Source organism: Blastococcus mobilis, assembly GCF_900188025.1.
GTDB lineage: Bacteria > Actinomycetota > Actinomycetes > Mycobacteriales > Geodermatophilaceae > Blastococcus_B > Blastococcus_B mobilis.
Map to the genome: position 1 here is coordinate 1 of NZ_FZNO01000023.1, position 21,853 is coordinate 21,853.

A 21,853-nucleotide genomic window follows, 5' to 3' on the forward strand; every position below is an offset into this window, starting at 1 on the left:
CACCGTTAGTGCGTGAAACAGCACCCGATCCAGCGCATCCGCGCAGCTCAGCGACCTGCCGACGAGATCATCATGACGCCGTGAGCCAACTCAGGTCAGGTGTCGACGCGACCCGTCTCGTAGGCCCACATGACGATCTCCACGCGGTTGCGAGCATTGAGCTTGCGCATGAGAGCGGCGATGTGCGTCTTGACGGTGCTGAGGCTGATGGACAGCTCGTCGCCGATCTCGCCGTTGGTCCGCCCGCGAGCGGCAGCAAGCAAGACCTGTTCCTCTCGAGCGGTGAGCGCCTCGACAGGCTCGGGTGGCATCGACCGCGAGCGCCTGTTGGCGAAGGAGGACAGGAGCCGAGCCGTGATGCTCGGTGCGATCAGGGCGTCGCCACGGGCAGCGGCATGGACGGCCTGGGTGAGCATTTCCGTACCGGCGTCCTTGAGCAGAAAGCCGCGGGCGCCTGCCTTCAGCGCGCCGTAGACGTAATCGTCGAGGTCGAATGTGGTGATGACAACGACGGCCAGAGGATCGGCGACGTCGGCTCCGGCGAGTTGCCGAGTGGCCTCGATCCCGTCGACCTCGGGCATGCGGATGTCCAGCAGGCACACGTCGGGGCGTAGCGAACGGGCCATGGCGATCGCCTGCCGGCCGTCGGCGGCTTCGCCGACGACGGCGATGCCCGGTTGGGCGTCGAGGATCATGCAGAGCCCTGCCCTGACGATGTCCTGATCGTCAGCGACGAGTACGCGGATCGTCATGACGCGCGCACCGTCCGAGGAAGCGAGGCGTCGACACTCCAGCCGCCGCCTGGGTCAGGTCCGGCCCGCAGGGTGCCCCCGAGCAAGCTCGCCCGCTCAGCCATGCCGCGCAGCCCGTATCCATCTTGCGAGGGGCTGGTCGTACTCGCCTCGCCGTCGTCGTGCACCCGCAGGTGCACCTGGCTGCGGCCGGTGGTGACGTCCACGCTGACGTGGGTGGCGCCTGAGGCGTGCCGGGTCGCATTGGTGACCGCTTCGGCGGCGATCAGGTAGAGGGCGGTGCTGACCGCTGGGTCGATGGCCTCGATGTCACCGGCGACCTGCACGCGGACGCCGAGCACCTCGCCGCCGGGACGAGCGAGTCGTTCGACGTCCACCACCCCCCGCCGGGGGGCGAGATCGGCGTCCGTTCCGTCACGAAGCACGCCCACGAGGGCTCGCATCTCCTTGAGCGTCCGGGACGCCTCTTCTTCGATGGTGATCAGAGTGGCCAGCGCGCGCTTCGGATCTGCAGCCGACAGCGCGCGACCTGCCTGTGCTTGGACGGCGATGGCCGAGACGCGGTGGCCGACCGTGTCGTGCAGCTCGCGGGCGAGCTCGTTGCGCTGGCGCAGCCGCACCTGCTCGATCTCGCGGTCGTGGCTTCTGGTGCGGTAGCGCACTGCCGCGCCGAGCGCGGCCGAGAACAGGAAGAAGCCGTAGCCGGCGACCATCTCCGCGGGTGAGGCCGGGTTCGCGATGAGGGTGACGGGTAGCCAGATGAGGATGATGCCGAGTCCGAGGACAGCCTCGCGACCTGCCCCCCAGCGCAGTAGGGCGTAGGGCAGTACGAGCAGCCCTGCGATGCTCTGCAGGCCGGTGGCATCGATGGCCACGATCCTGGCGAGGTCGAAGGCGAGGACGGCTCCGAAGGCCACGGCGACCGCGGCCAGCGGCCGCGTGCGCCGCCACAGCAGGCACGCCGCGACGACGACGCTGACACCGACCACCACAGGCGCCCATGCCCTGTCGTCGCGCAGCAGCACCTCGACGAGCGAGATCGCGACGAGACCCGAGAAGAGCGCCCAGTCCCGCCAGACCCGCACCGGCGGGCGCGCGGGGCGAGGCTCAGCCCAGATCCCAGCAAGCATGCTTCCCCCTCCCGGCCAACGTAGAGGGGCCGCCGCTCGGACGGATCAGCCGAAAGTACTGCGGATGTGCCGTCCCTGCGGCCAGGACGGCTGGAGCCCGCAGGCGGATGTGCCCGCCGCCGGCATCCGTGAAGGTGGAAGCACCCACCCAATCAAGGCAAGGAGCAATCTGATGAGAACGCCTCAATCCCACACCGCACGAGAAAATCTGCCATCCCGCAGCGCGCTGGAAGATCTGCGCATGCCCCTGCAGGCCAAACTCGCAGCCGCATGGACGAGCTTCATGTTCCTGTACATCTACGTCGACTACCTCGCCCTGTACAAGCCCGGCTTCATCGACGAAATCCTGGTCGGCGTCGTCCATGAGTTCGACACCGGCCCAACCTTTGTCGCCCTTGCGCTCACGCTCATGGCCATCCCGATCCTCATGATCCTGCTCTCCATGACACTGCCCGCCCGTGTCAACCGCGCCACCAACCTCGTCGTGGCAACGCTCTACATCCCCGTCTCGATGTACAACGTGGCCGGCGAGGAGTCCTGGACCTACTTCTACTTCTACGGCCTCTCCATCGGACTCGAGGTGCTACTTCTGGCCTTCATCCTGCGCGCCGCCTGGACCTGGCCCCGGACCGCCCGAGCAACCGTGGAGCACGCACGCGTCCGAGCGCACGCATGAGCTCGGGTCTGCCCGCCGTGGCCCGCCGCTGCGTGCTGGTCGCCCGGTTCAGTGGCGACGGTGCACGTCATCCACGGGCCGGGGCCTCCGGAAGCAGACCGAGGGGTGCCTCGGATGGGGCTACGACGTGGCCGTCATGGTGCTGCACATCCACCGTCACTCCCGGAAGCCGGGTTCTTCTGGTAGCGGCCCGTCGTCGGCGCCTGCTCAGCCCCCGCCCACGGCGGCCCCAGACGGGAGCAATCTGATGACAGAGACCCAGCAGCCTCCGTTCGACCCGCTGGGCAGCGTGACGTGGCCGGTCAGGACCGCCCGCCTGCTGCTCCGCCGCGCCGAGCCCCGTGATGCTGAGGCCACCTGGACGTACCGGCAACTGCCCGAGTTCGCCCAATGGCAGTCCGGCGCGCCGGCCACTTTCGCGACGTACGCCGCGCAGTTCGAGCAGCCCGGATCCTTGGCCAAGACCCTGGTGGTCGAGCTCGACGGGACAGTCATCGGCGACCTCCTGATCTCGGTTCAGGACGCGTGGGCGCAGGACGAAGTGACGGAGCAGGCGCGCGGCGTACAGGCCGACCTCGGCTGCGGCCTGCACCCTGCGCACAACGGTCATGGCTACGCCACCGAAGCGCTCGGCGAAGTGCTCCGGCTCTGCTTCGACGAGTTACAACTCCGCCGCGTCACCGCCGACTGCTTCGCCGACAACACAGCTTCCCGGCGGCTCATGGAGCGGGTAGGCATGCGGCGCGAGGCGTACACCGTTCGGGACTCCCTGCACAGGTCCGGGGCGTGGCTGGATGGAACGGCCTACGCGCTGCTGCAAGAGGAATGGAGGCGGAAAGGCCCCCTTCCCTTCATTGTCGCCGAGTGTCGTTCCTGCAGGTCAGGACCGGTGCAGGGTGACACGTCCTGACGGCTGGTGCAACGGCGTGTCGCCGAAGTTGTGAGCATTCTGTGAGCAGGGGCAGTGCCTGTTTCTCCGTCAGGCGATCTTGCAGCCACCACGCCGGCCGAATCGGAGTGCGAGTCGCCGGCGTGAGCGAACTGCTGTCCTGAGCTTGCGCCTCTCCCCGTCGTGCTCCGGCGGGTCTTGGCTAAGAGGATGACCTGCAGTCGAGAAGCGATATCGCCCTTGCTCAACAACTCGGCCAGAATCAAGCTGAGCTCCAATAGCAACCAGCAATTTCCGTCAATGTCCAAGTCTTTACTGAAGAACGGCACGCATGCTACCAATAGGGGTAGTCCGGGCCTCGCTTCGCGGGGCCCATCGCCGTTTCTAGGGGTGACCTGTTGGTCATTGTTGGGTGGCGTTGAGAATGCGCGGTGGAATGAAGGTGTACGCCGGGTCGGCGGCGGCCGCCCGGGCGTATCTGGAAGCCGACCGCGGCCGGGCCGATGACTACTACCTGACCGAGGGCACCGGCCTGGCCCGCCGCTTCGTGGCCCGCGACGGACGGGTGGCCGAGCCGGCGCCGCTCACGGGAGAGACCTACGAAACCTGGGTGGCCGGCCGCGACCCGGACACCGGCGACCCACGGGGGCGGCTGCGGACCGACGAGCGCGCGGTGCGGTTCGTCGAGGTGGTGGTCAACGGCCCGAAGTCCTGGTCACTGGCCGCCGCGATGCACTACGACGTCGCGGACGCCTACGACGCCGCCCAAGACCGCGCCGCCGTCCAGATCGTCGGCTGGCTCGCCGACCACGCGACGACCCGGGTCGGCCCGCGTGGCGGCCAGGTCCAGGTGCCGGTGGAGATGCTGGAGGCGGTGTCGGTGCGGCACTACACCTCCCGCGCCGGAGACCCGCACCGGCATCTGCACCTGCAGATCGGCGCCCGGGTGTTCGCCGCCGAACAGTGGCGCGGGCTGCACACCGTCGGCGTGCGTGACTTCCTCGCCGCCATCAACGGAATCGGGCACGCCGCGGTGGCTTGCGATCCGCAGTTCCGGACCGCACTCGCCGCGCACGGCTACACCCTGGACGCGACTGCAGAAATACAGGAGCTTTCCGACTATGTGGGCCCGTTCAGCGCGCGGGCGGCACAGATCGGGCGCAACCTGGACCGCTACGAACGCGACTGGATAGCGGCGCACCCCGGAGAACAGCCCGGTCCGGCGCTGCGGCGGGCCTGGGACGCCCGCGCCTGGGCCGAGGGGCGCCCGGACAAGGTCATCCCCCGCTCCGGGACCGACCTCGTGGCATGGTGGCGAGCCGAGCTGGGGTCACTGGGCTATCTCGATCCCGCCCACCCCGTCTCACTGGCGCCGACTCCGATCGGCGTGCTCGATCGCGAGGCTGCCGTCGACACCGTGCTGAACCGGCTGGCCGCCGGCCGCTCGGCCTGGAACGCGGCCGACGTCCGCGGCGAGGTCGAGCGGCTGATCGCCGCGGAGGGCATCGTCGCCGACACGGCGGTGCGCCTCGAGTTGGCCGAGGACCTCACCGCCCGCGCTCTCGACCGGTGCGTTCCCCTGGTGGACCGGGAGGGAGTGCCGGAACACGTCCGGTCCTGGACCTCGCGGCCGGTGCTCGACGTGGAGGCCGACCTGCGCATCCGGTTCGCCGCCCGCGCCGGTCAGCCACCGCCGGGTGCACCGCGGCTGGCGCCTCTGCCGGCCGGCGTTGTCGGGGGCCTGGACCCCGGTCAGGCCGCCGCGGTCGCCTGCCTGGCCGGCGACCGGCGGTTGATGGTCGTGGAGGGCGCGGCCGGGGCGGGCAAGACCACCACGCTGGCCGCTGCCCATGACCTGCTGCAGCGGCAGGGACGGCGGCTGATGGTTGTCAGCCCGACGCTGAAGGCCGCCCGGGTCGCCCGCGCGGAGGTGGGAACGAGCGCCGGGTCTGCAGCGTCGCTCGTCTTCGCCCACGGCTGGCGCTGGAACGAGCACGGCGAGTGGACCCGACTCGTCCTCGGTGAGGTCGACCCGGTCACCGGCCGCATCCACACCGGGCCGGCGGAGGGGAGCCGGCTGCGGCCAGACGATCTGCTGATCGTCGATGAGGCCGGCATGCTCGACCAGGACACCGCGCGCGCTCTGCTCACCGTCGCCGACGAGGCCGGGGCGCGGCTGGCGCTGCTGGGGGACCGCCACCAGCTCGCCGCGGTCGGCCGCGGCGGTGTCCTGGACCTGGCCGCCGCTCAGGTCGACCCGGCCGCCTGCCTGACATTGGAGTCGGTGCACCGCTTCACCCGCACCGACAGCACCGGCCAGTCGGTTCCGGACGGTGAGTACGCCGAGCTGACGATCGCGATGCGGCGGGGTGACACCCCGGGTGTGGTGTTCGACGCCCTCCTCGCCCGCGGCCGGATCCACCTGCACCCCGACCACGCAGCGCTGCGGGACGCGCTGGCCGCGACCGCCGCCCACGACCCCCAGGCGGCCGACGTCGCAGTGGTGGCGGACACCCGCGAGCAGGTCAACGAGCTCAACGCCGCCATCCGCAACCGGCTGGTCACCGACGGCCGCGTCGACGACGTCCAGGTCGTGACCACGCGGGCGGGTCAGCGGATCGGCGCCGGCGACCGGATCGCCACCCGGCGCAACGACCGCGACCTGGAGGTGGCCAACCGAGACACGTGGACCGTCACCGCGGTCGGCCGACGCGGTGGGCTGCTGGTCACCGCCGGCACGGCCACCGGTGACGTCCCCCGGGGCGATGTCACCCCGGCCGGCGCACGGGTCCGGGTGCTGCCCGCCGACTACGTCACCCGGCACGTGGAGCTGGCCTACGCCAGCACCGCGTACGGCGTGCAGGGTGACACCGTTCCCGCCGCGCACGTGGTGATCGGTGACCAGACCGGCGCGGCCTCGGCCTACGTCGGCATGACCCGCGGACGGTTGTCCAACACCGGGCACCTCGTCGCGGCCGACGTGGCCGAGGGCCGGGCTCAGTGGATCGCCGTCTTCGGGCGCGACCGGGCCGACCTCGGCCCCGGTCGCGCGGCCGAGCTGGCCGCTCGCGAAGCCGCCCGCGAACGCCAGAACCGGTCGCTCGACCGGACGGCAGCCGCTCGCTCGCGGCCGGTCGCATCGGAACAGAGCGTCCCCCGGCCCGAGGCGGAGCGGCGGGGACCATCCCTCGCCCGTGGAGGCGCCGCGCCGGGCATCGGTCGATGAGCAGGGGCGCCTCCACCGGCCGGCCGCGGGCCCGGACACCGGCAACAGGAGGAGGACTAGAGAATTTCGGAAGCCATCGGTGGTCGGCTGTCACCAATCGCGCGCAAATGGCGCCTTCTCCCGTGAGGGAGCACAGCCCATCCGAGCCCAACGGAGCCAGCCATGACCGACGATCCCGCCCGCCGCGAGCCCGAACTGTTCACCATCGCCGAGGCCGCCGAGCTGCTCCGCGCCTCCGTCGCCACGCTGCGGTACTGGCGCCACCTGGGCACCGGCCCCCGCAGCTTCCGCCTCGGCCGCCGCGTCCTCTACCGCTACGACGACCTCCGGAGCTGGACCGACGCCCGGCATGGCGAGGCCGTCCCCGGCCCAGGAAACCGGCCGTGAGCTGCCCGACCGCCGGCGCGGACAGCAGTCCACAGAATGCGGTCAGCCCACCAGAGAAGCAGGCGGCTGACGGCAAGGTGGCTCCCGTGATCAGCGCGCCGGTGATGGAGCCCCGCCTCCGCAGTCCGCGGCCCGGGATCGAGGAGATGGAGGTGGTCGGTGATGGCCTCGATCGCGAGGAGGCCTGACGGCACGTACCGGCCGCGGTACCGCGACGAGCACGGCAAGGAACACGCCCGGCACTTCAAGCGCAAGGTCGACGCCCAGCGATGGCTCGACGAGGTCACCGCGGCCGTGCAGACCGGCACCTACGTCGACCCCAAGCGGGCCAGGACGACCGTGGGCGAGCTGGCCGACGTCTGGCTCGCCGGGAAGATCAACCTCAAGCCCACCAGTCGTGCCCGCTACGCCGACGTCCTCAAGACCCACGTCCTGCCGCGCTGGGGGAACATCGCGCTGATCCGGGTGACCCACGGCGACGTGCAGGCCTGGCTGTCCGAGCTCTCCGACCGGGGGCTGGCCGGGGCCTCGGTCCGCAAGGCGCAGGGCGTCCTGTCCGGCATCCTCGGCCTCGCGGTGCGCGACCGGCGCCTGGCCGTCAACCCCGCGCTCGGCGTGGCCCTGCCCCCGATGCAGGAGAAGCGCCGCCGGTACCTGACCGCCGAGCAGCTGGAGGCGCTCGCCGACGCTGCCGGGCCCGGCCGGGTCGCCGTCCTGGTGCTCGGCTACTGCGGGCTGCGCTGGTCGGAACTGGCGGCGCTGCGGGTGCGGCACTTCGACCTGCTGCGCCGGCGGGTGCTCGTCGAGGAGGCGGTCACCGAGGTCGACGGCTCCCGCCTGGTGTGGGGCACCCCCAAGACCCACGGCCGCCGCTCGGTGCCGCTGCCGCGGTTCCTCGTCGACGAACTCGCCCGGACGGTGGTGACCCGCCCTGCCGACGAGCTGGCCTTCCCCTCGCCGCAGGGCGCGGTGCTGCGCAACCGGAACGCCCGGTCCGCCTGGTTCGACGCCGCGGCCCGGGCCATCGGAGAGCCCGGACTCACGCCGCACGAACTCCGGCACACCGCGGCGTCGCTGGCGATCAAGGCCGGCGCCAACGTCAAGGCGGTGCAGCGGATGCTCGGGCACGCGTCGGCGGCCATGACCCTGGACCGCTACGCCGACCTGTTCGACGACGACCTGGACGACGTCGCCGACCGATTGGACGCCCTGCGGGCGTCGTCCCGCGGACGAGTTGCGGACTTTTTGCGGACTGGGACCCCTGCGGAGGGCTCGTTCGAGCCGTCGCCGGAGATGAAACCCCAGGTCAGAGAAGTGGAGACGAGGGGAATCGAACCCCTAACCCCCGCCTTGCAAAGGCGGTGCTCTGCCAATTGAGCTACGTCCCCGGCGGGCTGCGGGCAGCCCGGGTGGTTCAGCGGTTGGTGGGTGTACTCACGGCGTCGGGACCGCGCGTGGCCTCGTGCCACAGGTCGGCCTCTGCCTTGCCGCCCGAGCGCTTCCGCACGGCGGCCAGGGCACCGGCGGCGACGGCGGCCAGGGCAAGCTTCTTCAGCACGCGGGGTACCTCCTCGACCGCTCGGCGCACCGCCGGGACGGTGACCGCTACGGCGCTCGGCGCCGGAGGCTTGTGCAACCGGCGAGCTGGCACACGGGTGGGCCTGGGAGGACTTGAACCTCCGGCCTCATCCTTATCAGGGATGCGCTCTAACCATCTGAGCTACAGGCCCGTGAACCTCGAACAGCTTACCTGGAGGCGGCAGACGATCTGACGCCACCCCCGGATCGCGCCGAGTGGGCCCCGGAGGGGGTCCGGCGCAGGCGCGACTCCACGGCTCAGCTCACGCGGGGGACGGCTCGTGGCCGCGGTGTCGTCCGGAGGACGACGGTGTCCTAGTCGCGCTCGGAGAGCGTTACTTCCAGGCCGCCGACCAGGTCGGCGCAGAGGTTGTAGATGAACGTGCCGACCGTGCACAGCGCCGTCATCAGCACGATGTTGATCGCGCCGATGACCGCGGCACCCCAGAACACGACGCTCCACGTGACGACGTCGCCGCCGTTCTCCGCCCCGGACGCCGAGCCGATCTGCCCGAACAGGTCGTTCAGGGTGTCGAAGACCCCGAGCGTGCTCAGCACGCCGTAGAGGATGCCGACGGCGACCATCCAGATGAAGAAGAGCGCGATCGACAGGACCAGCGAGATCTTGAGCGCCGACCAGGTGTCGATGTGGCGCAGCTGCAGCCGTGCCCGGCGCGGGCCACGACCGCCGGAACGCGACGGCGCACGCCCGGCGGTGCGCGCACCGGCGGCGCTGCCACCCTCGGCCCCGGCCGTCCCCGGCCCCGTTCCGGTCGACGGGGAGACGCCGGTGGACGGGGAGACGCCGGTCGACGGCGGCACGGGGGGAGCGCCCGCGGGGCCGCCGGTCGGCTGCCCGGTGGGGGCACCGGTCGGGGTGGCGGCCGTGGCCCCTGCCGGCGTGCTACCGATGGCAGGCGCCTGGGCGCGCTGGCTGCCCGTCGTGGGGATCGCCTGTGTCGCCGAGACCGGCGGAGCAACCGCGGGGGCCGTGCCGCTCGGCGCGGCGACGTCCCCGGAGGGGGACTCGGTGCGCACCGAACCCTGCGTCCGGTCGCTCATGCCAGTCTCCCCATCCCCGGGCGGCGCAGGCCGCTCCCCAGCGGGACCGGGCTGGTCCCGCTGCCATCTTCACCAGATTAGGCGTCGGGCTCGTCGTTGTCCGTCGTACGGGCGATTGCCACGATCGTCACGTCCTCCGGCAAGTTCATGAGCTTGACACCCATCGTTGCCCGGTCCTTGTTGTGCCGGACGCCGTTGACCGGCGTCCGGATGACGCCACCCCCCGAGGTGATGGCGTACAGCTCGTCGCCGAGGGTCACGGCCAGGGCCCCGACCAGCGCACCCTTGCGGGCCTTCGGGTCGGCGGTGAGCACGCCCTTCCCGCCGCGCCCCTGGTTCGGGTAGTTCTCGATGCCCGTGCGCTTGGCGAAGCCGCGCTCCGTGGCGACGAGGACGTCGACGCCCTCCTGCACGACCATCATCGACAGCAGCCGGTCGTCGTCGCTCAGCGAGATGCCACGCACGCCCTCGGTGGCCCGGCCCATGGGGCGAAGCGCGGTGTCGTCGGCCTTGAACCGGATGGACATGGCCTTGCGGGTGACCAGGAGCAGGTCGGACTCGTCGTCGATCAGCGCCGCGCCGACGAGCTCGTCCCCGTCCCGCAGGTTGATCGCGATGACGCCGCCCTGGCGCGGGGAGTCGAAGTCGGTCAGCCGGGTCTTCTTGACCTGCCCCTTCCCGGTCGCCAGCACCAGGTACGGCGCGACCGAGTAGTCCTTGATCTGCATGACCTGGGCGATCCGCTCGTCCGGCTGGAACGCGAGGATGTTCGCCACGTGCGCGCCCCGGGCGGTGCGGTTGGCCTCGGGCAGCTCGTAGGCCTTGGCCCGGTAGACCCGGCCCTTGTTCGTGAAGAACAGGATCCAGTCGTGGGTGGAGCCCACGAAGAAGTGGTCGACGATGTCGTCCTGCTTCAGGGTCGCGCCCATCACGCCCTTGCCGCCACGGCGCTGCGAGCGGTAGAGGTCGCTCTTGGTCCGCTTCGCGTAGCCGGTGCGGGTGATGGTGACGACGACCTCCTCCTCCGCGATGAGGTCCTCCATCGACACGTCGCCCTCGTTCGCCACGAACTTGGTGCGGCGGTCGTCGCCGTACTTCTCGACGATGTCGGCGAGCTCGTCCTTGATGATCTGCCGCTGCCGCGCCGGGTTGGCGAGGATGTCCTGCAGGTCGGCGATGCGGGCCTCGATCTCGGCCAGCTCGTCCATGATCCGCTGGCGCTCGAGGGCGGCCAGCCGGCGCAGCTGCAGGTCCAGGATTGCCGTCGCCTGGATCTCGTCGACGTCGAGCAGCGCCATCAGCCCGGCGCGCGCCTCGTCGGCCGACGGGCTGCGGCGGATGAGCGCGATGACCTCGTCGAGGTGGTCGAGAGCCTTGGCGTAGCCGCGCAGGATGTGCGCGCGCTCCTCGGCCTTGCGCAGGCGGTACCGCGTGCGCCGCTGGATGACCTCGATCTGGTGGTTGACGTACTCGCGCACGAGCTCGTCGAGGCGCAGCGTCCGCGGGACGCCGTCGACGATCGACAGCATGTTGCAGCCGAAGGTCGTCTGCAGCTGGGTGTGCTTGTAGAGGTTGTTCAGCACGACCTTGGCGACGGCGTCGCGGCGCAGCGTAAACACCAGCCGGCGGCCGACGCGGTCGCTGGACTCGTCGGCGATCTCGCTGATGCCCTGCAGCCGGCCGTCCTTGATCGACTCGGCGATCGACTCGGCCAGGTTGTCCGGGTTGACCTGGTAGGGCAGCTCGGTGACGACCAGCTGCACCCGACCCTTGGTGTCCTCCTCGACGGTGACCACGGCGCGCATGCGCACCGAGCCCCGGCCGGTGCGGTAGGCGTCCTCGATGCCCTCGCGGCCGACGATCAGGCCGTGCGTCGGGAAGTCGGGGCCCTTGATCCGCTCCATGCACGCAGTGAGCGCCTCCTCGGCCTCCGCGTCGGGGTGGTCGAGCATCCAGAACACCGCCTCGGCGACCTCGCGGAGGTTGTGCGGCGGCATGTTGGTTGCCATGCCGACGGCGATGCCGGCGGAGCCGTTGATCAGCAGGTTGGGGATGCGCCCGGGCAGGACCAGGGGCTCCTGGTTCTTGCCGTCGTAGTTGGGCTGGAAGTCGACGGTGTCCTCGTCGATGTTGGCCAGCATCTCCATGGCCAGCGGCGTGAGCCGGGCCTCGGTGTACCGCATCGCCGCGGCCGGGTCGTTGCCCGGCGATCCGAAGTTGCCCTGCCCGTCGACCAGCGGGTAGCGCATGGCCCAGGGCTGGGCCAGCCGCACCAGCGCGTCGTAGATCGAGCTGTCGCCGTGCGGGTGGTAGTTACCCATCACCTCACCGACGACGCGGGCGCACTTGACGTAGCTGCGGTCGGGGCGGAAGCCCTGGTCGAACATCGCGTACAGGACGCGGCGGTGCACCGGCTTGAGGCCGTCGCGGACCTCGGGCAGCGCCCGGCCCACGATGACGCTCATCGCGTAGTCGATGTAGCTGCGCTGCATCTCCTGCTGGAGGTCGACCGGCTCGACGCGGTCGCGGAAGGGGGTCTCCGTCACGGTTCAGGTCTCCACAGGTCGGTGCACAGAGGTGGACAATCGAAGGACCCCTTGCTCCCCACCACTCGCACGCTCGCGGCGGGTCCCTGCAAGGGGCCGGGACTACACATCGAGGAACCGGACGTCCTTGGCGTTGCGGGTGATGAAGCTGCGGCGCGCCTCGACGTCCTCGCCCATGAGCACGCTGAACAGCTGGTCCGCAGTCGCGGCGTCCTCGAGCGTCACCTGCAGCAGGATCCGCGTCTCGGGATCCATCGTGGTCTCCCACAGCTCGGTCGCGTTCATCTCGCCCAGACCCTTGAACCGCTGGATCGCGTCGTCCTTGGGCAGCTTCCGGCCGGCTTCCGCGCCGGCCTTGAGGACGGCGTCGCGCTCGCGGTCGGTGTAGACGTACTCGTCGCCGTGCTTGCCGCCCCACTTGATCTTGTACAGCGGCGGCTGGGCCAGGTAGACGTGCCCGGCCTCGACCAGCGGCCGCATGAAGCGGAACAGCAGGGTCAGCAGCAGGGTGCGGATGTGCTGGCCGTCGACGTCGGCGTCGGCCATCAGGACGATCTTGTGGTAACGCAGCTTCGACAGGTCGAACTCGTCGTGGATGCCGGTTCCGAACGCGGTGATCATCGACTGGACCTCGGCGTTCTTGAGGACCCGGTCGATGCGCGCCTTCTCGACGTTGATGATCTTGCCGCGGATGGGCAGGATCGCCTGGAACATCGAGTCGCGGCCGGACTTGGCCGACCCGCCGGCCGAGTCGCCCTCGACGATGTAGATCTCCGAGGCGCGCGGGTCGGTGGAGCGGCAGTCGGCCAGCTTGCCCGGCAACGAGTTGTTGCTCAACAGGCTCTTGCGGGCCAGCTTGCGGGCGTCCTGCGCCGCGCGGCGGGCGCGGGCCGCCGACGAGGCCTTGTTGATGATCGTCTTGGCCTCGGTCGGGTTGGCCTCGAACCAGTGCGCGATCTGCTCGTTGCAGACCTTCTGCACGAAGCCCTTGACCTCGGTGTTGCCGAGCTTGGTCTTGGTCTGGCCCTCGAACTGCGGGTCGCCGATCTTGACCGAGACGATGGCGGCCAGGCCCTCGCGGATGTCCTCGCCGGTGAGCTTCTCGTCCTTGGCCTTGAAGAGCTTCTTCTCCTCGGCGTAACGGTTGACGATCGAGGTCAGCGCCGCGCGGAAGCCCTCCTCGTGCGTGCCGCCCTCGTGCGTGTTGATGATGTTGGCGAAGGTGTACACCGACTCCGAGTAGGCCTCGGACCACTGCATGGCGACGTCGATCGACATGCGCATGTCGTTCTTGCCGGTGCCCTCGGCGGAGAAGCTGATGACCGACTTGTGGATCGGCGACTTCTTGGCGTTGATGTGGCCGACGTAGTCGATCAGGCCGCCGTCGTACCTGTAGGTGATCTCGGTGGCCTCGAAGGCCTCGGCCTCGGCGCCCGGCTCGGGAGCGGCCTCGGCGAGGGTGACCTCGTCGGCGATTCCCGTCTCCACCTTGCTGTGCCCGGGACGCTCGTCGCGCAGCACGATGGTCAGGCCCTTGTTGAGGAAGGCCATCTCCTGCAGCCGGCGGTTGATCGTGTCGAAGGAGTAGTTCGTCGTCTCGAAGATGTCGCCGTCGGCCCAGAAGGTGATCGCGGTGCCGCGCTTCTTCGTGGGGCCGACCTTCTCCAGCGGGCCGGGCTTGGCGTAGGCGTAGCTCTGCTTCCACTCGGTGCCGTCGCGCCAGACGTTGACGTCGAGGCGCGTCGACAGCGCGTTGACCACGGTGACGCCGACGCCGTGCAGACCGCCGGAGACGCCGTAGCTCTTGCCGTCGAACTTCCCGCCCGCGTGCAGGACGGTCATGATCACCTCGACCGTCGGCCGCTTCTCGACCGGGTGCATGTCGACCGGGATACCGCGGCCGTTGTCCTCGACCCGCACGCCGCCGTCGGCCAGCAGGGTCACCCGGACGGTGTCGCAGTAACCGGCCAGCGCCTCGTCGACGGCGTTGTCCACGACCTCCCACACCATGTGGTGCAGGCCGCGCTCGCCGGTGGAGCCGATGTACATACCGGGACGCTTGCGCACCGCCTCGAGACCCTCGAGGACGGTGATCGAGCTGCCGGAGTAGGCGTTCTCCGGGGCAGCGGCGGTCTTCGGTCGAGCGACCACGTGGGGCCTTCCTTTCGCGCAACCGGCACGCTGCTCCCCCAGTGCGGACGAGGGAGCGCGACGGCGCAGAACGGCACTGAGCCGGTTGCTGGCGGTTTCTCCTTCCAAGGATACCGGGTCCACCGACAGGAATGCCGCCGTCCACGCCCTCACGTCGTGTCTGAGCCTCTCAGGGCTGGTCGGCCACCATCGGTCTTGCCCCCGGGAGGGACACGCCGTTCTGGGGCGGCTGGCACCGCCGGTCCTCATCGGCGGGCGCGGCGGCGGCGGTGAACGGACACTCGGACCATGTCCGCCGCTGCTCCCACCGACCACACGGGCCCCGCGTCGGCGGCGCCGCTCACCTGTCTGGTGACCGGCGCGACCGGTTACATCGGCGGACGCCTGGTGCCGGAACTGCTGGCCGCCGGGCACCGCGTGCGGGTCCTGACCCGCTCCCCCGAGCGCCTGCGCGACCGGCCGTGGTCCGGACAGGTCGAGGTCGCCCGCGCCGACGCCACGGAACCGGACGAGGTCGCGGCCGCCTGCGTCGGGGTGGACGTCGTCTACTACCTGATCCACGCACTCGGCTCCGGGCCGGCGTTCGAGGAGACCGACCGGCACTCCGCCCAGGTCATGGCCCGTGCGGCACGGGAGGCCGGTGTCGGCCGTCTGGTTTACCTGGGGGCGCTCGAGCCGCGCGGCGAGGAGCTGTCCCCGCACCTGCGCTCCCGCACCGAGGTGGCCGAGATCCTGCTGGCCTCCGGCGTCCCGACCGCCGTGCTGCGCGCGGCGGTGGTGCTCGGGTCGGGATCGGCGTCCTTCGAGATGCTCCGCTACCTGACCGAACGGCTGCCGGTGATGGTGACGCCGCGGTGGGTGCAGAGCCGGATCCAGCCGATCGCCGTCCGCGACGTGCTCCGGTACCTGGTCGGCTGCGCTCGGCTGCCGGCCTCGGTGCACCGGGCCTTCGACATCGGCGGCCCGGACGTCATGACCTACGCGGAGATGATGCAGCGGTACGCGGTGGTCGCCGGCCTTCCCCGTCGCCGGATCGTGCCCGTCCCCCTGTTCACGCCGTCCCTGTCCAGCCACTGGGTCGGCCTGGTCACGCCGGTCCCGGCCGGCATCGCCCGGCCGCTGGTCGAGTCGCTGCGCAACACCGTCGTCTGCGGGGAGCACGACATCGCCGCCTTCGTCCCCGACCCTCCGGAAGGGCTGCTCGGGTTCGACGAGGCGGTGCAGCTGGCCGTGGCCCGGGTCCGCAGCTCCGCGGTGGCCACGCGGTGGTCCGGCGCCTCGGTGCCCGGCGCTCCCTCCGACCCGCTGCCCACCGACCCGGACTGGGCCGGCGGCAGCCTCTACGTCGACGAGCGGACGCGCGCGACCACGGCGACACCCGACGCGCTGTGGCGGGTCGTGGAGGGCATCGGCGGAGACACCGGCTGGTACTCCTTCCCGCTGGCATGGGAGGTCCGCGGCTGGCTGGACCGCCTGGCCGGCGGGGTGGGCCTGCGCCGGGGGCGGCGCGATCCGCGCGACCTCTACGTCGGCGACGCCCTCGACTTCTGGCGGGTCGAGGAGCTCGACGAGGGCCGGCTGCTGCGGCTGCGGGCGGAGATGCGGCTGCCCGGCCTCGCCTGGCTCGAGTTCCACGTGGAACACGACGACGGTGGCGGGAGCACCGTGCTGCGGCAGCGGGCGACCTTCGCCCCCCGCGGGCTGGCCGGACACACCTATTGGTGGGCCGTCGCCGCCTTCCACGGGATCGTCTTCGGCGGGATGCTGCGCGGCATCACCCGCGCCGCCGAACAGCCCGCCTGACACGGAGCAGCGGCGGGCGCAGTCCCGGCCCTCCTGCAGGGGCCCGCCGGGAGCCTGCGAGCGGTGGGGGCAGGAGGGTCCTCTTTCAGACCAGCAGCTGGGCGGTGGCGAGCTCCCGGTAGAGCGGACTGGTGTCCACCAGTTCGCCGTGGGTCCCCCGCGCCACCACCCGGCCGCGGTCGAGCACCACGATCTGGTCGCTGTCGAGCACCGTGGACAGCCGGTGGGCCACGACCAGGAGTGCCCGGTCGGCCGACGCCGTGGCCAGGGTGTCCCACAGCAGACCCTCGTTGCGGGCGTCGAGGCTCGCGGTGGGCTCGTCCAGCAGCAGCACGTCCGGCCGGGCGAGCAACGACCGCGCGATGGCCAGCCGTTGCCGTTCCCCGCCGGAGAGCAGCACGCCCTCGTCACCGACCGGCACGTCCAGCCCCCGGGGCGAGCGCCGCACGACCTCGGTGAGACCGACGTCGGCCAGCACCCTCCACAGCTCGGGGTCGGAGGCGTCGGGCCGGGTGAGCAGCAGGTTGTCCCGGATGGTCCCGGCGAGCACCGGGGCCTCCTGCTCGACGTAGCCGAGCCGCGCCCGCAGCGCCGCCCGCGGGAGCTCGCGTACGTCCGTCCCGGCCCACCGCACGACACCGCCGTCCAGCGGGTAGAAGCCCTCGATCAGCGCCAGGATCGTGGACTTCCCGGCCCCGGACGGACCGACCAGGGCGACCCGGCTGCCCGCCGGGACCTGGAAGGACACCCCCTGAAGCACCGCCGTCCCGTCCGGATAGCCGAACGTGACGTCCTGGAGCTCCAGCAGTGGCGGGCTGCCCACCGTGTCGACCGGGGCCGCCGCGGCGGCGGCCGCGGGGCGCTCCGGGCGCTCGTCGTCCTCCGGGGGGAGGGCCAGGATCTCCTGCACACGGGACAGCGCGCCGAGCCCCGTCTGGAGCTGCGTCCAGGCGCCGATCGCCTGGCCGAGCGGCATGACCAGGAGGAACAGGTACAGGATGAAGGCGACCAGCTCCGCCACGCTGATCGAACCGTCGGCCACCCGGTAGCCGCCGACGCCGAGCACCGCCAGGAACGCGCCCTGGACGGCGATCGACCCGGCGGGTGAGACCAGCGCCTGCAGCCGCGCCACCCGGACGCCCGCCTCGAAGGCCCGCTCGGCGCCGGCCCCCACCGCTGCGACCTCACGGGCCGTGGCGCCGCTGGCGCGGATCGTGCGCACCGCCGACAGCGCCCGCTCGACCGCCGCGGTCATGGCACCGACCTCCTCCTGCGCCCGCTGCGACAGCCGCCGGACACCGCGCGACACCAGCACGACGGTGGCCAGACCGACCGACACCGAGACGACGGTGACCAGGAGCAGCCAGCCATCCACCAGGGCCATGGCCACCAGCGCGCCGACGGCGATGACCACCGAGCCCGCCACCTCGACGACTCCGGCGGTGACCGTCGCGCGCAGGAGGGTCGTGTCCGCGCCGACGCGCGACATCAGGTCACCGATCCGCCGCCGGTCGTACTCGGCCACGGGGAGGCGCAGCAGCCGGTCGGCGAGCGTGCGCCGGGTGGTGAGGACGACGCCCTCCGCGGTGCGCTGCAGCAGGTACTGCTGGGCGGCACCGAGCGCCGAGGCCGCCACCAGGACGACGACCAGGAGGCCGACCGACGGCAGCAGGGACTCCCCCGTCCCGACGACGTCGACGACCCGGGCGACCAGTGCGGGCTGGGCGAGCGCGCCGGCGGCGGCGACCAGGGACAGCCCGGCCGCCAGGACGAGCGGGCGCCGATGCGGGTGCAGCAGCGGCAGCAGCTGCCGCAGTCCGGCGGACGGCTGCACCGGCTCGACCGACCGCCCGTCGCTGGTCAGGGGATCGGTCGCTTCAGTAGCCGGCGGCGAGGGCACCGACGATCGCGGTCAGCAGCCGGCTGTGGTGCTCGATCAGCTGGGGACGGTGGCCGTCGAGCCGGACCGCGGCGAGGTGGCCGGCACCGGTCCAGAACTCGTCACCGTCGTCGGTGCCCAGCAGCAGCCCCTGCACCGCCGGGTCCTGGACCAGGCGACGTACCTGGGGCCCGTCCTCGGCGGCGAGGAGTTGCCAGCGGCTGTCGAACGCCTCGTTCCCGCTGACCACCGGGAGCAGACCGCCGGTGCGGTGCTTCCACAGCCGCGTCGGGGAGAGCCGGAACGTCGGCACGGCGCCCAGCATCGGCGCCGCGGTGATCGCGTACTTCGCCACCCACTGGCGGCCCACCGGATAGACGACGTCGAAGGCGACGAGCTCCACCGCACCCGCCCGGCCGCGCAGCACCCCGGCCGGCCGCGCCTCCTTGCCCGGCCGCACCGGCGCGGTCTCCAGCAGGCCCGTCAGGACGGCGTCCTCGGGACCGCTGCCGTCGGTGATCGTCCAGCCGTGCTGCAACGCCCAGCTCTGCGCCCCGAGCGGGTCGCCCTCGTAGGTGAACGCCCGCTCCATCTCCGGATCCCGGGCCGTCTGCCGGGAGCCGAACAGGCCGCCGCGCGGCCGGTCGGGGGCGGAACCCGGAGGGGGCCCGGGGGGCGGGGAAGCGGGGGGCGGGGAAGCGGGGGGCGTCCAGGACGGGTCGACCTCCGGTGACCGATCGCGGTCAGGGGAAGCCGTCGGCAGGTCCCAGCCCGGCGGCCGCCAGGTCTCGCGGTCGGAGGTCTGGTCGCTGTCCCTGGGTCGCTTCCTGCGGTCGGCGATGTTGGGCTCGACCCCGTCCTGCTCGCCGCCCAGGTGGGCCGGTTCCTGCCAGTGGCTGCCGTCGTCGCGGCGGCCCTGGAAGGCGTCGTCGGGGTCGGGGTCGCGCGGGCTGCTCATCGCTGCCTCTCGATCATGGGGCGTCCTATCCGTACGTGTCGCGCGGTCCCCGCCCACGCACCGAGCGTGGGCCCTTCTTCCAGCTGGGGGCCGTCGGTCCGACAACGCGCAGCCGGGTCACGACGTCCCCGCCGACCTGGGCACGCAGCTTGCCGAGGATCGACGGTGCCAGCAGCCGCAGCTGGGTGGCCCAGGCGGTGGACTCCGCCACGATCAACAGCTCGCCCTCGGTGAGCGTCTCCGGGCGGCAGTGCTCGGCGATGTCGGGCCCGACGAGCGCCGACCAGCGCCCGAACACGGCACCGACCCGGGTGCGCTCGGCCCAGTCCTGCTCCGTCACCAGCGAGTCGACCAGCCGGCCGAGGGGCTGCGGGTCGTCGGCGCCGGGCCCGGCGCCGGTCCATGTCCGGCGCGGGCCGGCGATACGACGCCGGGTGGGTTGCGGGCGCGCGGCCGAGGCCGCCCGCGCCGCCTCCAGCGCAGCTCGGGCGATGTCACTGGGCCGTGCGGGCCGCTCGTCGGTCACGGCACCCTCTCCTCACCCACCGGGACCGCGTCCTTGACCATGACGGCGAAGCCGTCGGCGACCTCGACACGGGCACCGCGCAGCTCGGCAGGCACGTCCTCGAGCACCGCCGCGGTGATCAGCGTCTGCTCGGCCGAACGGGCAACAGCGGCCAGCGCCGCGCGTCGCTCGGCGTCGAGGGTCGCGAAGACGTCGTCCAGGATCAGGATGGGGTCCTCGCCCTCACCTCTCAAGAGGGCGAACGTGGCCAGCTTCAGCGCCAGCGCCAGCGACCAGGACTCGCCGTGGCTGGCGAACCCCTTGGCCGGTGCGGGCCCCAGATGGATGACCAGGTCGTCGCGGTGCGGCCCGACCAGCGTCATCCCCCGGTCCAGCTCGTCCGCCCGCCGCTCGGCGACCCGCTGCTGCATCGCCGCAGTCAGCTCCTCGGCCGAGCACACCCGGGCCCCGGGGGACACGGCGGCGCCGTCCCCGGCGAGAGGGACGGTGGCGGAGTAGCCCAGCCCGGCCGGCGCGGCCCCCTCGCCGGCGACGTCGGCGTAGGCCTGCGCCATGTGCGGCGCGAGGTCGGCGATCAGCTGCAGCCGGGCGGCCAGGAGCTGCCCGCCCAGGTCGGTCAGGTGACCGTCCCAGACGTCGAGGGTCTCGATCGCCTTGCCGCGAGCCAGGCGCGCGGTCTTCAGCAGGGCGTTGCGCTGCTTGAGCACCCGGTCGTAGTCGGCCCGCACCCCGGCCAGCCGCGGCATGCGGGTCACCAGCAGATCGTCGAGGAAGCGGCGCCGCTCGGTGGGGTCGCCCCGGACCAGAGCCAGGTCCTCCGGGGCGAACAGCACCGTGCGGACGAGGCCCAGCAGCTCACGTGGGCGTGGCAGCGGGTTGCGGTTGATCCGCACCCGGTTGGACCGGCCCGGATTGATCTCGATCTCGACCAGCAGCTCGCGGTCACCGCGCCGCAGCGCAGCCCGCACCACCGCCTGCGGATCGCCGTGGCGCACCATCGGCGCGTCGCCGGCGACCCGGTGGCTGCTCATCGTCGCGAGGTAGCCGACGGCCTCGACGAGGTTGGTCTTGCCCTCGCCGTTGCGGCCCACGAACACCGTGGGCCCCGGGCCCAGGGCGAGATCCACCCGCTCCCAGCTGCGGAACGACCCGAGCTGCAGATGCCGGACGTACATGTCAGCAACGGCCGCCCTTCAGGGCAGGCCGTGTCCGGGGCACCGCCCCGAGCCTGCGAGGGGTCTTGAGGCCTCGGTGCAGGGTCCCACCGCGAACTTGCGAGTGGTGGGGGGCAGCGAGGTCCTTCAGGGGGTCCTTCCCCGAGGCGTGGGGGGAAGGGTGGTCCTCTTTCATGCCGGGCGCTCGGCCTCCCGGGCACGGACGACCTGCACGGCGTGCCCGCCGAACTGCTTCCGCAGCGCCGCGACCGCCTTCATCGTCGGGGAGTCCTCCTGCCGGGAGACGAAACGGGCGAACAGGGAGGCCGCGATCGTCGGCATCGGGACGGCGTTCTCGATGGCCTGCTCGACGGTCCACCGTCCCTCGCCGGAGTCCTCGGCGTAGCCGCTGATCTTCTCCAGCCCCGGGTCCTCCTGCAGCGCGCGGACGAGCAGGTCCAGCAGCCACGAGCGGATGACGGTGCCCTGGGTCCACGACGCGACGACACCGGGGACGTCCTCGATCAGGTCGACGGCGGCGAGCAGTTCGTAGCCCTCGCCGTAGGCCTGCATCATCGCGTACTCGATGCCGTTGTGGACCATCTTGCTGAAGTGCCCGGCGCCGACCGGCCCGGCGTGCACGAAGCCCGCGCCCGGCAGTTCCTGGCCCGACTCGTCCACCGGCGCGGGCGGCCGGAGCGCGTCGAAGATCGGCTGCACCTTGGCGACGTCGTCCTTGGTGCCGCCCACCATCAGGGCGTAGCCGTTCTCCAGGCCCCAGACGCCACCGGAGACGCCGGCGTCGATGTAGCCGATGCCCTTCTCCCGGCACAGCACGTCGTGGACCTGGTCGTCGGTGTACTTCGAGTTGCCACCCTCGACGATGACGTCGCCCGGGCTCAGCAGCCCGGCCAGCTCCTCGACCGTGGCCCGGGTCGGGTCACCCGCTGGGACCATGACCCACACGACCCTCGGCGCGGCCAGCGCCTCGACCAGGGCGGGCAAGCTGTCGACGTCACGCTTGTCCGCATCGTGGTCGTATCCGACCACTTCGTGACCGGCGCGGCGCAGCCGCTCGGCCATGTTGCCGCCCATCTTGCCCAGCCCGATCAGTCCCAGCTGCACGACGGCGTCCC

15 protein-coding genes, 2 tRNA genes and 2 pseudogenes are annotated in these 21,853 nt (G+C 71.8%); 6 read left to right on the plus strand and 13 right to left on the minus strand.

All coding sequences use genetic code 11. From position 1 onward, the window contains the following. Positions 1 to 95: 95 nt before the first annotated feature. Entirely contained in the window at positions 96 to 752 is a 657-nt protein-coding gene (locus CHB94_RS18350; RefSeq protein ID WP_089338013.1) for a response regulator, read from the minus strand. Next, entirely contained in the window at positions 749 to 1,882 is a 1,134-nt protein-coding gene (locus CHB94_RS18355; RefSeq protein WP_089338014.1) for a sensor histidine kinase, read from the minus strand. Before CHB94_RS18355 ends, CHB94_RS18350 begins: the two co-directional genes overlap by 4 nt. 241 nt (positions 1,883 to 2,123) lie before the next feature. On the opposite strand from CHB94_RS18355, the gene CHB94_RS18360 reads away from it, so the two are divergent. From CHB94_RS18360 to CHB94_RS18380, 5 genes and pseudogenes are all read left to right on the plus strand, one after another. Then, positions 2,124 to 2,558: a DUF6326 family protein gene (locus CHB94_RS18360; RefSeq protein WP_254920754.1), complete on the plus strand. Its 435-nt coding sequence runs from the start codon at positions 2,124 to 2,126 to the stop codon at positions 2,556 to 2,558. 247 nt (positions 2,559 to 2,805) lie between these two features. Next, on the plus strand, positions 2,806 to 3,468 hold the full coding sequence (locus tag CHB94_RS18365) for a GNAT family N-acetyltransferase (RefSeq protein WP_089338016.1): 663 nt from the start codon (positions 2,806 to 2,808) through the stop codon (positions 3,466 to 3,468). Between the two features lie 415 nt (positions 3,469 to 3,883). Continuing rightward, a pseudogene (mobF, locus tag CHB94_RS18370) lies at positions 3,884 to 6,595 on the plus strand (MobF family relaxase); the annotation flags it as partial. 240 nt (positions 6,596 to 6,835) lie between these two features. Beyond that, positions 6,836 to 7,060 (plus strand): helix-turn-helix transcriptional regulator, encoded by a 225-nt coding sequence (locus CHB94_RS18375; RefSeq protein ID WP_089338018.1) that lies wholly within the window; start codon positions 6,836 to 6,838, stop codon positions 7,058 to 7,060. Positions 7,061 to 7,222: 162 nt separating this feature from the next. Then, positions 7,223 to 8,218 (plus strand): annotated as a pseudogene (locus CHB94_RS18380) (tyrosine-type recombinase/integrase); the annotation flags it as partial. Between the two features lie 157 nt (positions 8,219 to 8,375). Here the strand turns inward: CHB94_RS18380 and CHB94_RS18385 are convergent. From CHB94_RS18385 to gyrB, 6 genes are all read right to left on the minus strand, one after another. After that, positions 8,376 to 8,448: transfer RNA gene (locus tag CHB94_RS18385), tRNA-Ala, on the minus strand. 26 nt (positions 8,449 to 8,474) lie between these two features. Then, positions 8,475 to 8,618, minus strand: a complete 144-nt coding sequence (locus CHB94_RS25325) for a DLW-39 family protein (RefSeq protein ID WP_176445627.1) — start codon at positions 8,616 to 8,618, stop codon at positions 8,475 to 8,477. A gap of 98 nt (positions 8,619 to 8,716) precedes the next feature. Continuing rightward, positions 8,717 to 8,790 (minus strand) — tRNA-Ile (locus CHB94_RS18390). Between the two features lie 163 nt (positions 8,791 to 8,953). Further along, positions 8,954 to 9,700: a DUF3566 domain-containing protein gene (locus CHB94_RS18395; protein ID WP_089338019.1), complete on the minus strand. Its 747-nt coding sequence runs from the start codon at positions 9,698 to 9,700 to the stop codon at positions 8,954 to 8,956. Between the two features lie 77 nt (positions 9,701 to 9,777). After that, on the minus strand, positions 9,778 to 12,246 hold the full coding sequence (gene gyrA, locus CHB94_RS18400) for a DNA gyrase subunit A (RefSeq protein ID WP_089338020.1): 2,469 nt from the start codon (positions 12,244 to 12,246) through the stop codon (positions 9,778 to 9,780). A 102-nt stretch (positions 12,247 to 12,348) separates the two neighbouring features. Beyond that, positions 12,349 to 14,397 carry a DNA topoisomerase (ATP-hydrolyzing) subunit B gene (gene gyrB / locus CHB94_RS18405; RefSeq protein WP_089338021.1) on the minus strand — a complete coding sequence of 683 codons (2,049 nt, stop codon included), beginning with the start codon at positions 14,395 to 14,397 and terminating at the stop codon, positions 12,349 to 12,351. Positions 14,398 to 14,685: 288 nt separating this feature from the next. Between gyrB and CHB94_RS18410 the strand changes: the two genes are divergently transcribed. Then, complete coding sequence (locus tag CHB94_RS18410) at positions 14,686 to 16,200, plus strand: SDR family oxidoreductase (RefSeq protein ID WP_089338022.1); 1,515 nt, start codon at positions 14,686 to 14,688, stop codon at positions 16,198 to 16,200. 85 nt (positions 16,201 to 16,285) lie between these two features. On the opposite strand, the gene CHB94_RS18415 is transcribed toward CHB94_RS18410, so the two are convergent. From CHB94_RS18415 to gnd, 5 genes are all read right to left on the minus strand, one after another. Continuing rightward, on the minus strand, positions 16,286 to 18,034 hold the full coding sequence (locus CHB94_RS18415) for an ABC transporter ATP-binding protein (protein WP_254920755.1): 1,749 nt from the start codon (positions 18,032 to 18,034) through the stop codon (positions 16,286 to 16,288). Positions 18,035 to 18,077: 43 nt separating this feature from the next. Then, positions 18,078 to 19,037, minus strand: a complete 960-nt coding sequence (locus tag CHB94_RS18420; RefSeq protein WP_089338023.1) for a hypothetical protein — start codon at positions 19,035 to 19,037, stop codon at positions 18,078 to 18,080. 25 nt (positions 19,038 to 19,062) lie between these two features. Then, positions 19,063 to 19,563: a DciA family protein gene (locus CHB94_RS18425; RefSeq protein WP_089338024.1), complete on the minus strand. Its 501-nt coding sequence runs from the start codon at positions 19,561 to 19,563 to the stop codon at positions 19,063 to 19,065. Continuing rightward, positions 19,560 to 20,738: a DNA replication/repair protein RecF gene (gene recF / locus CHB94_RS18430; protein WP_089338025.1), complete on the minus strand. Its 1,179-nt coding sequence runs from the start codon at positions 20,736 to 20,738 to the stop codon at positions 19,560 to 19,562. Before recF ends, CHB94_RS18425 begins: the two co-directional genes overlap by 4 nt. Positions 20,739 to 20,909: 171 nt before the next feature. Continuing rightward, positions 20,910 to 21,842, minus strand: a complete 933-nt coding sequence (gnd, locus tag CHB94_RS18435) for a phosphogluconate dehydrogenase (NAD(+)-dependent, decarboxylating) (RefSeq protein ID WP_089338026.1) — start codon at positions 21,840 to 21,842, stop codon at positions 20,910 to 20,912. Between the last annotated feature and the right edge of the window lie 11 nt (positions 21,843 to 21,853).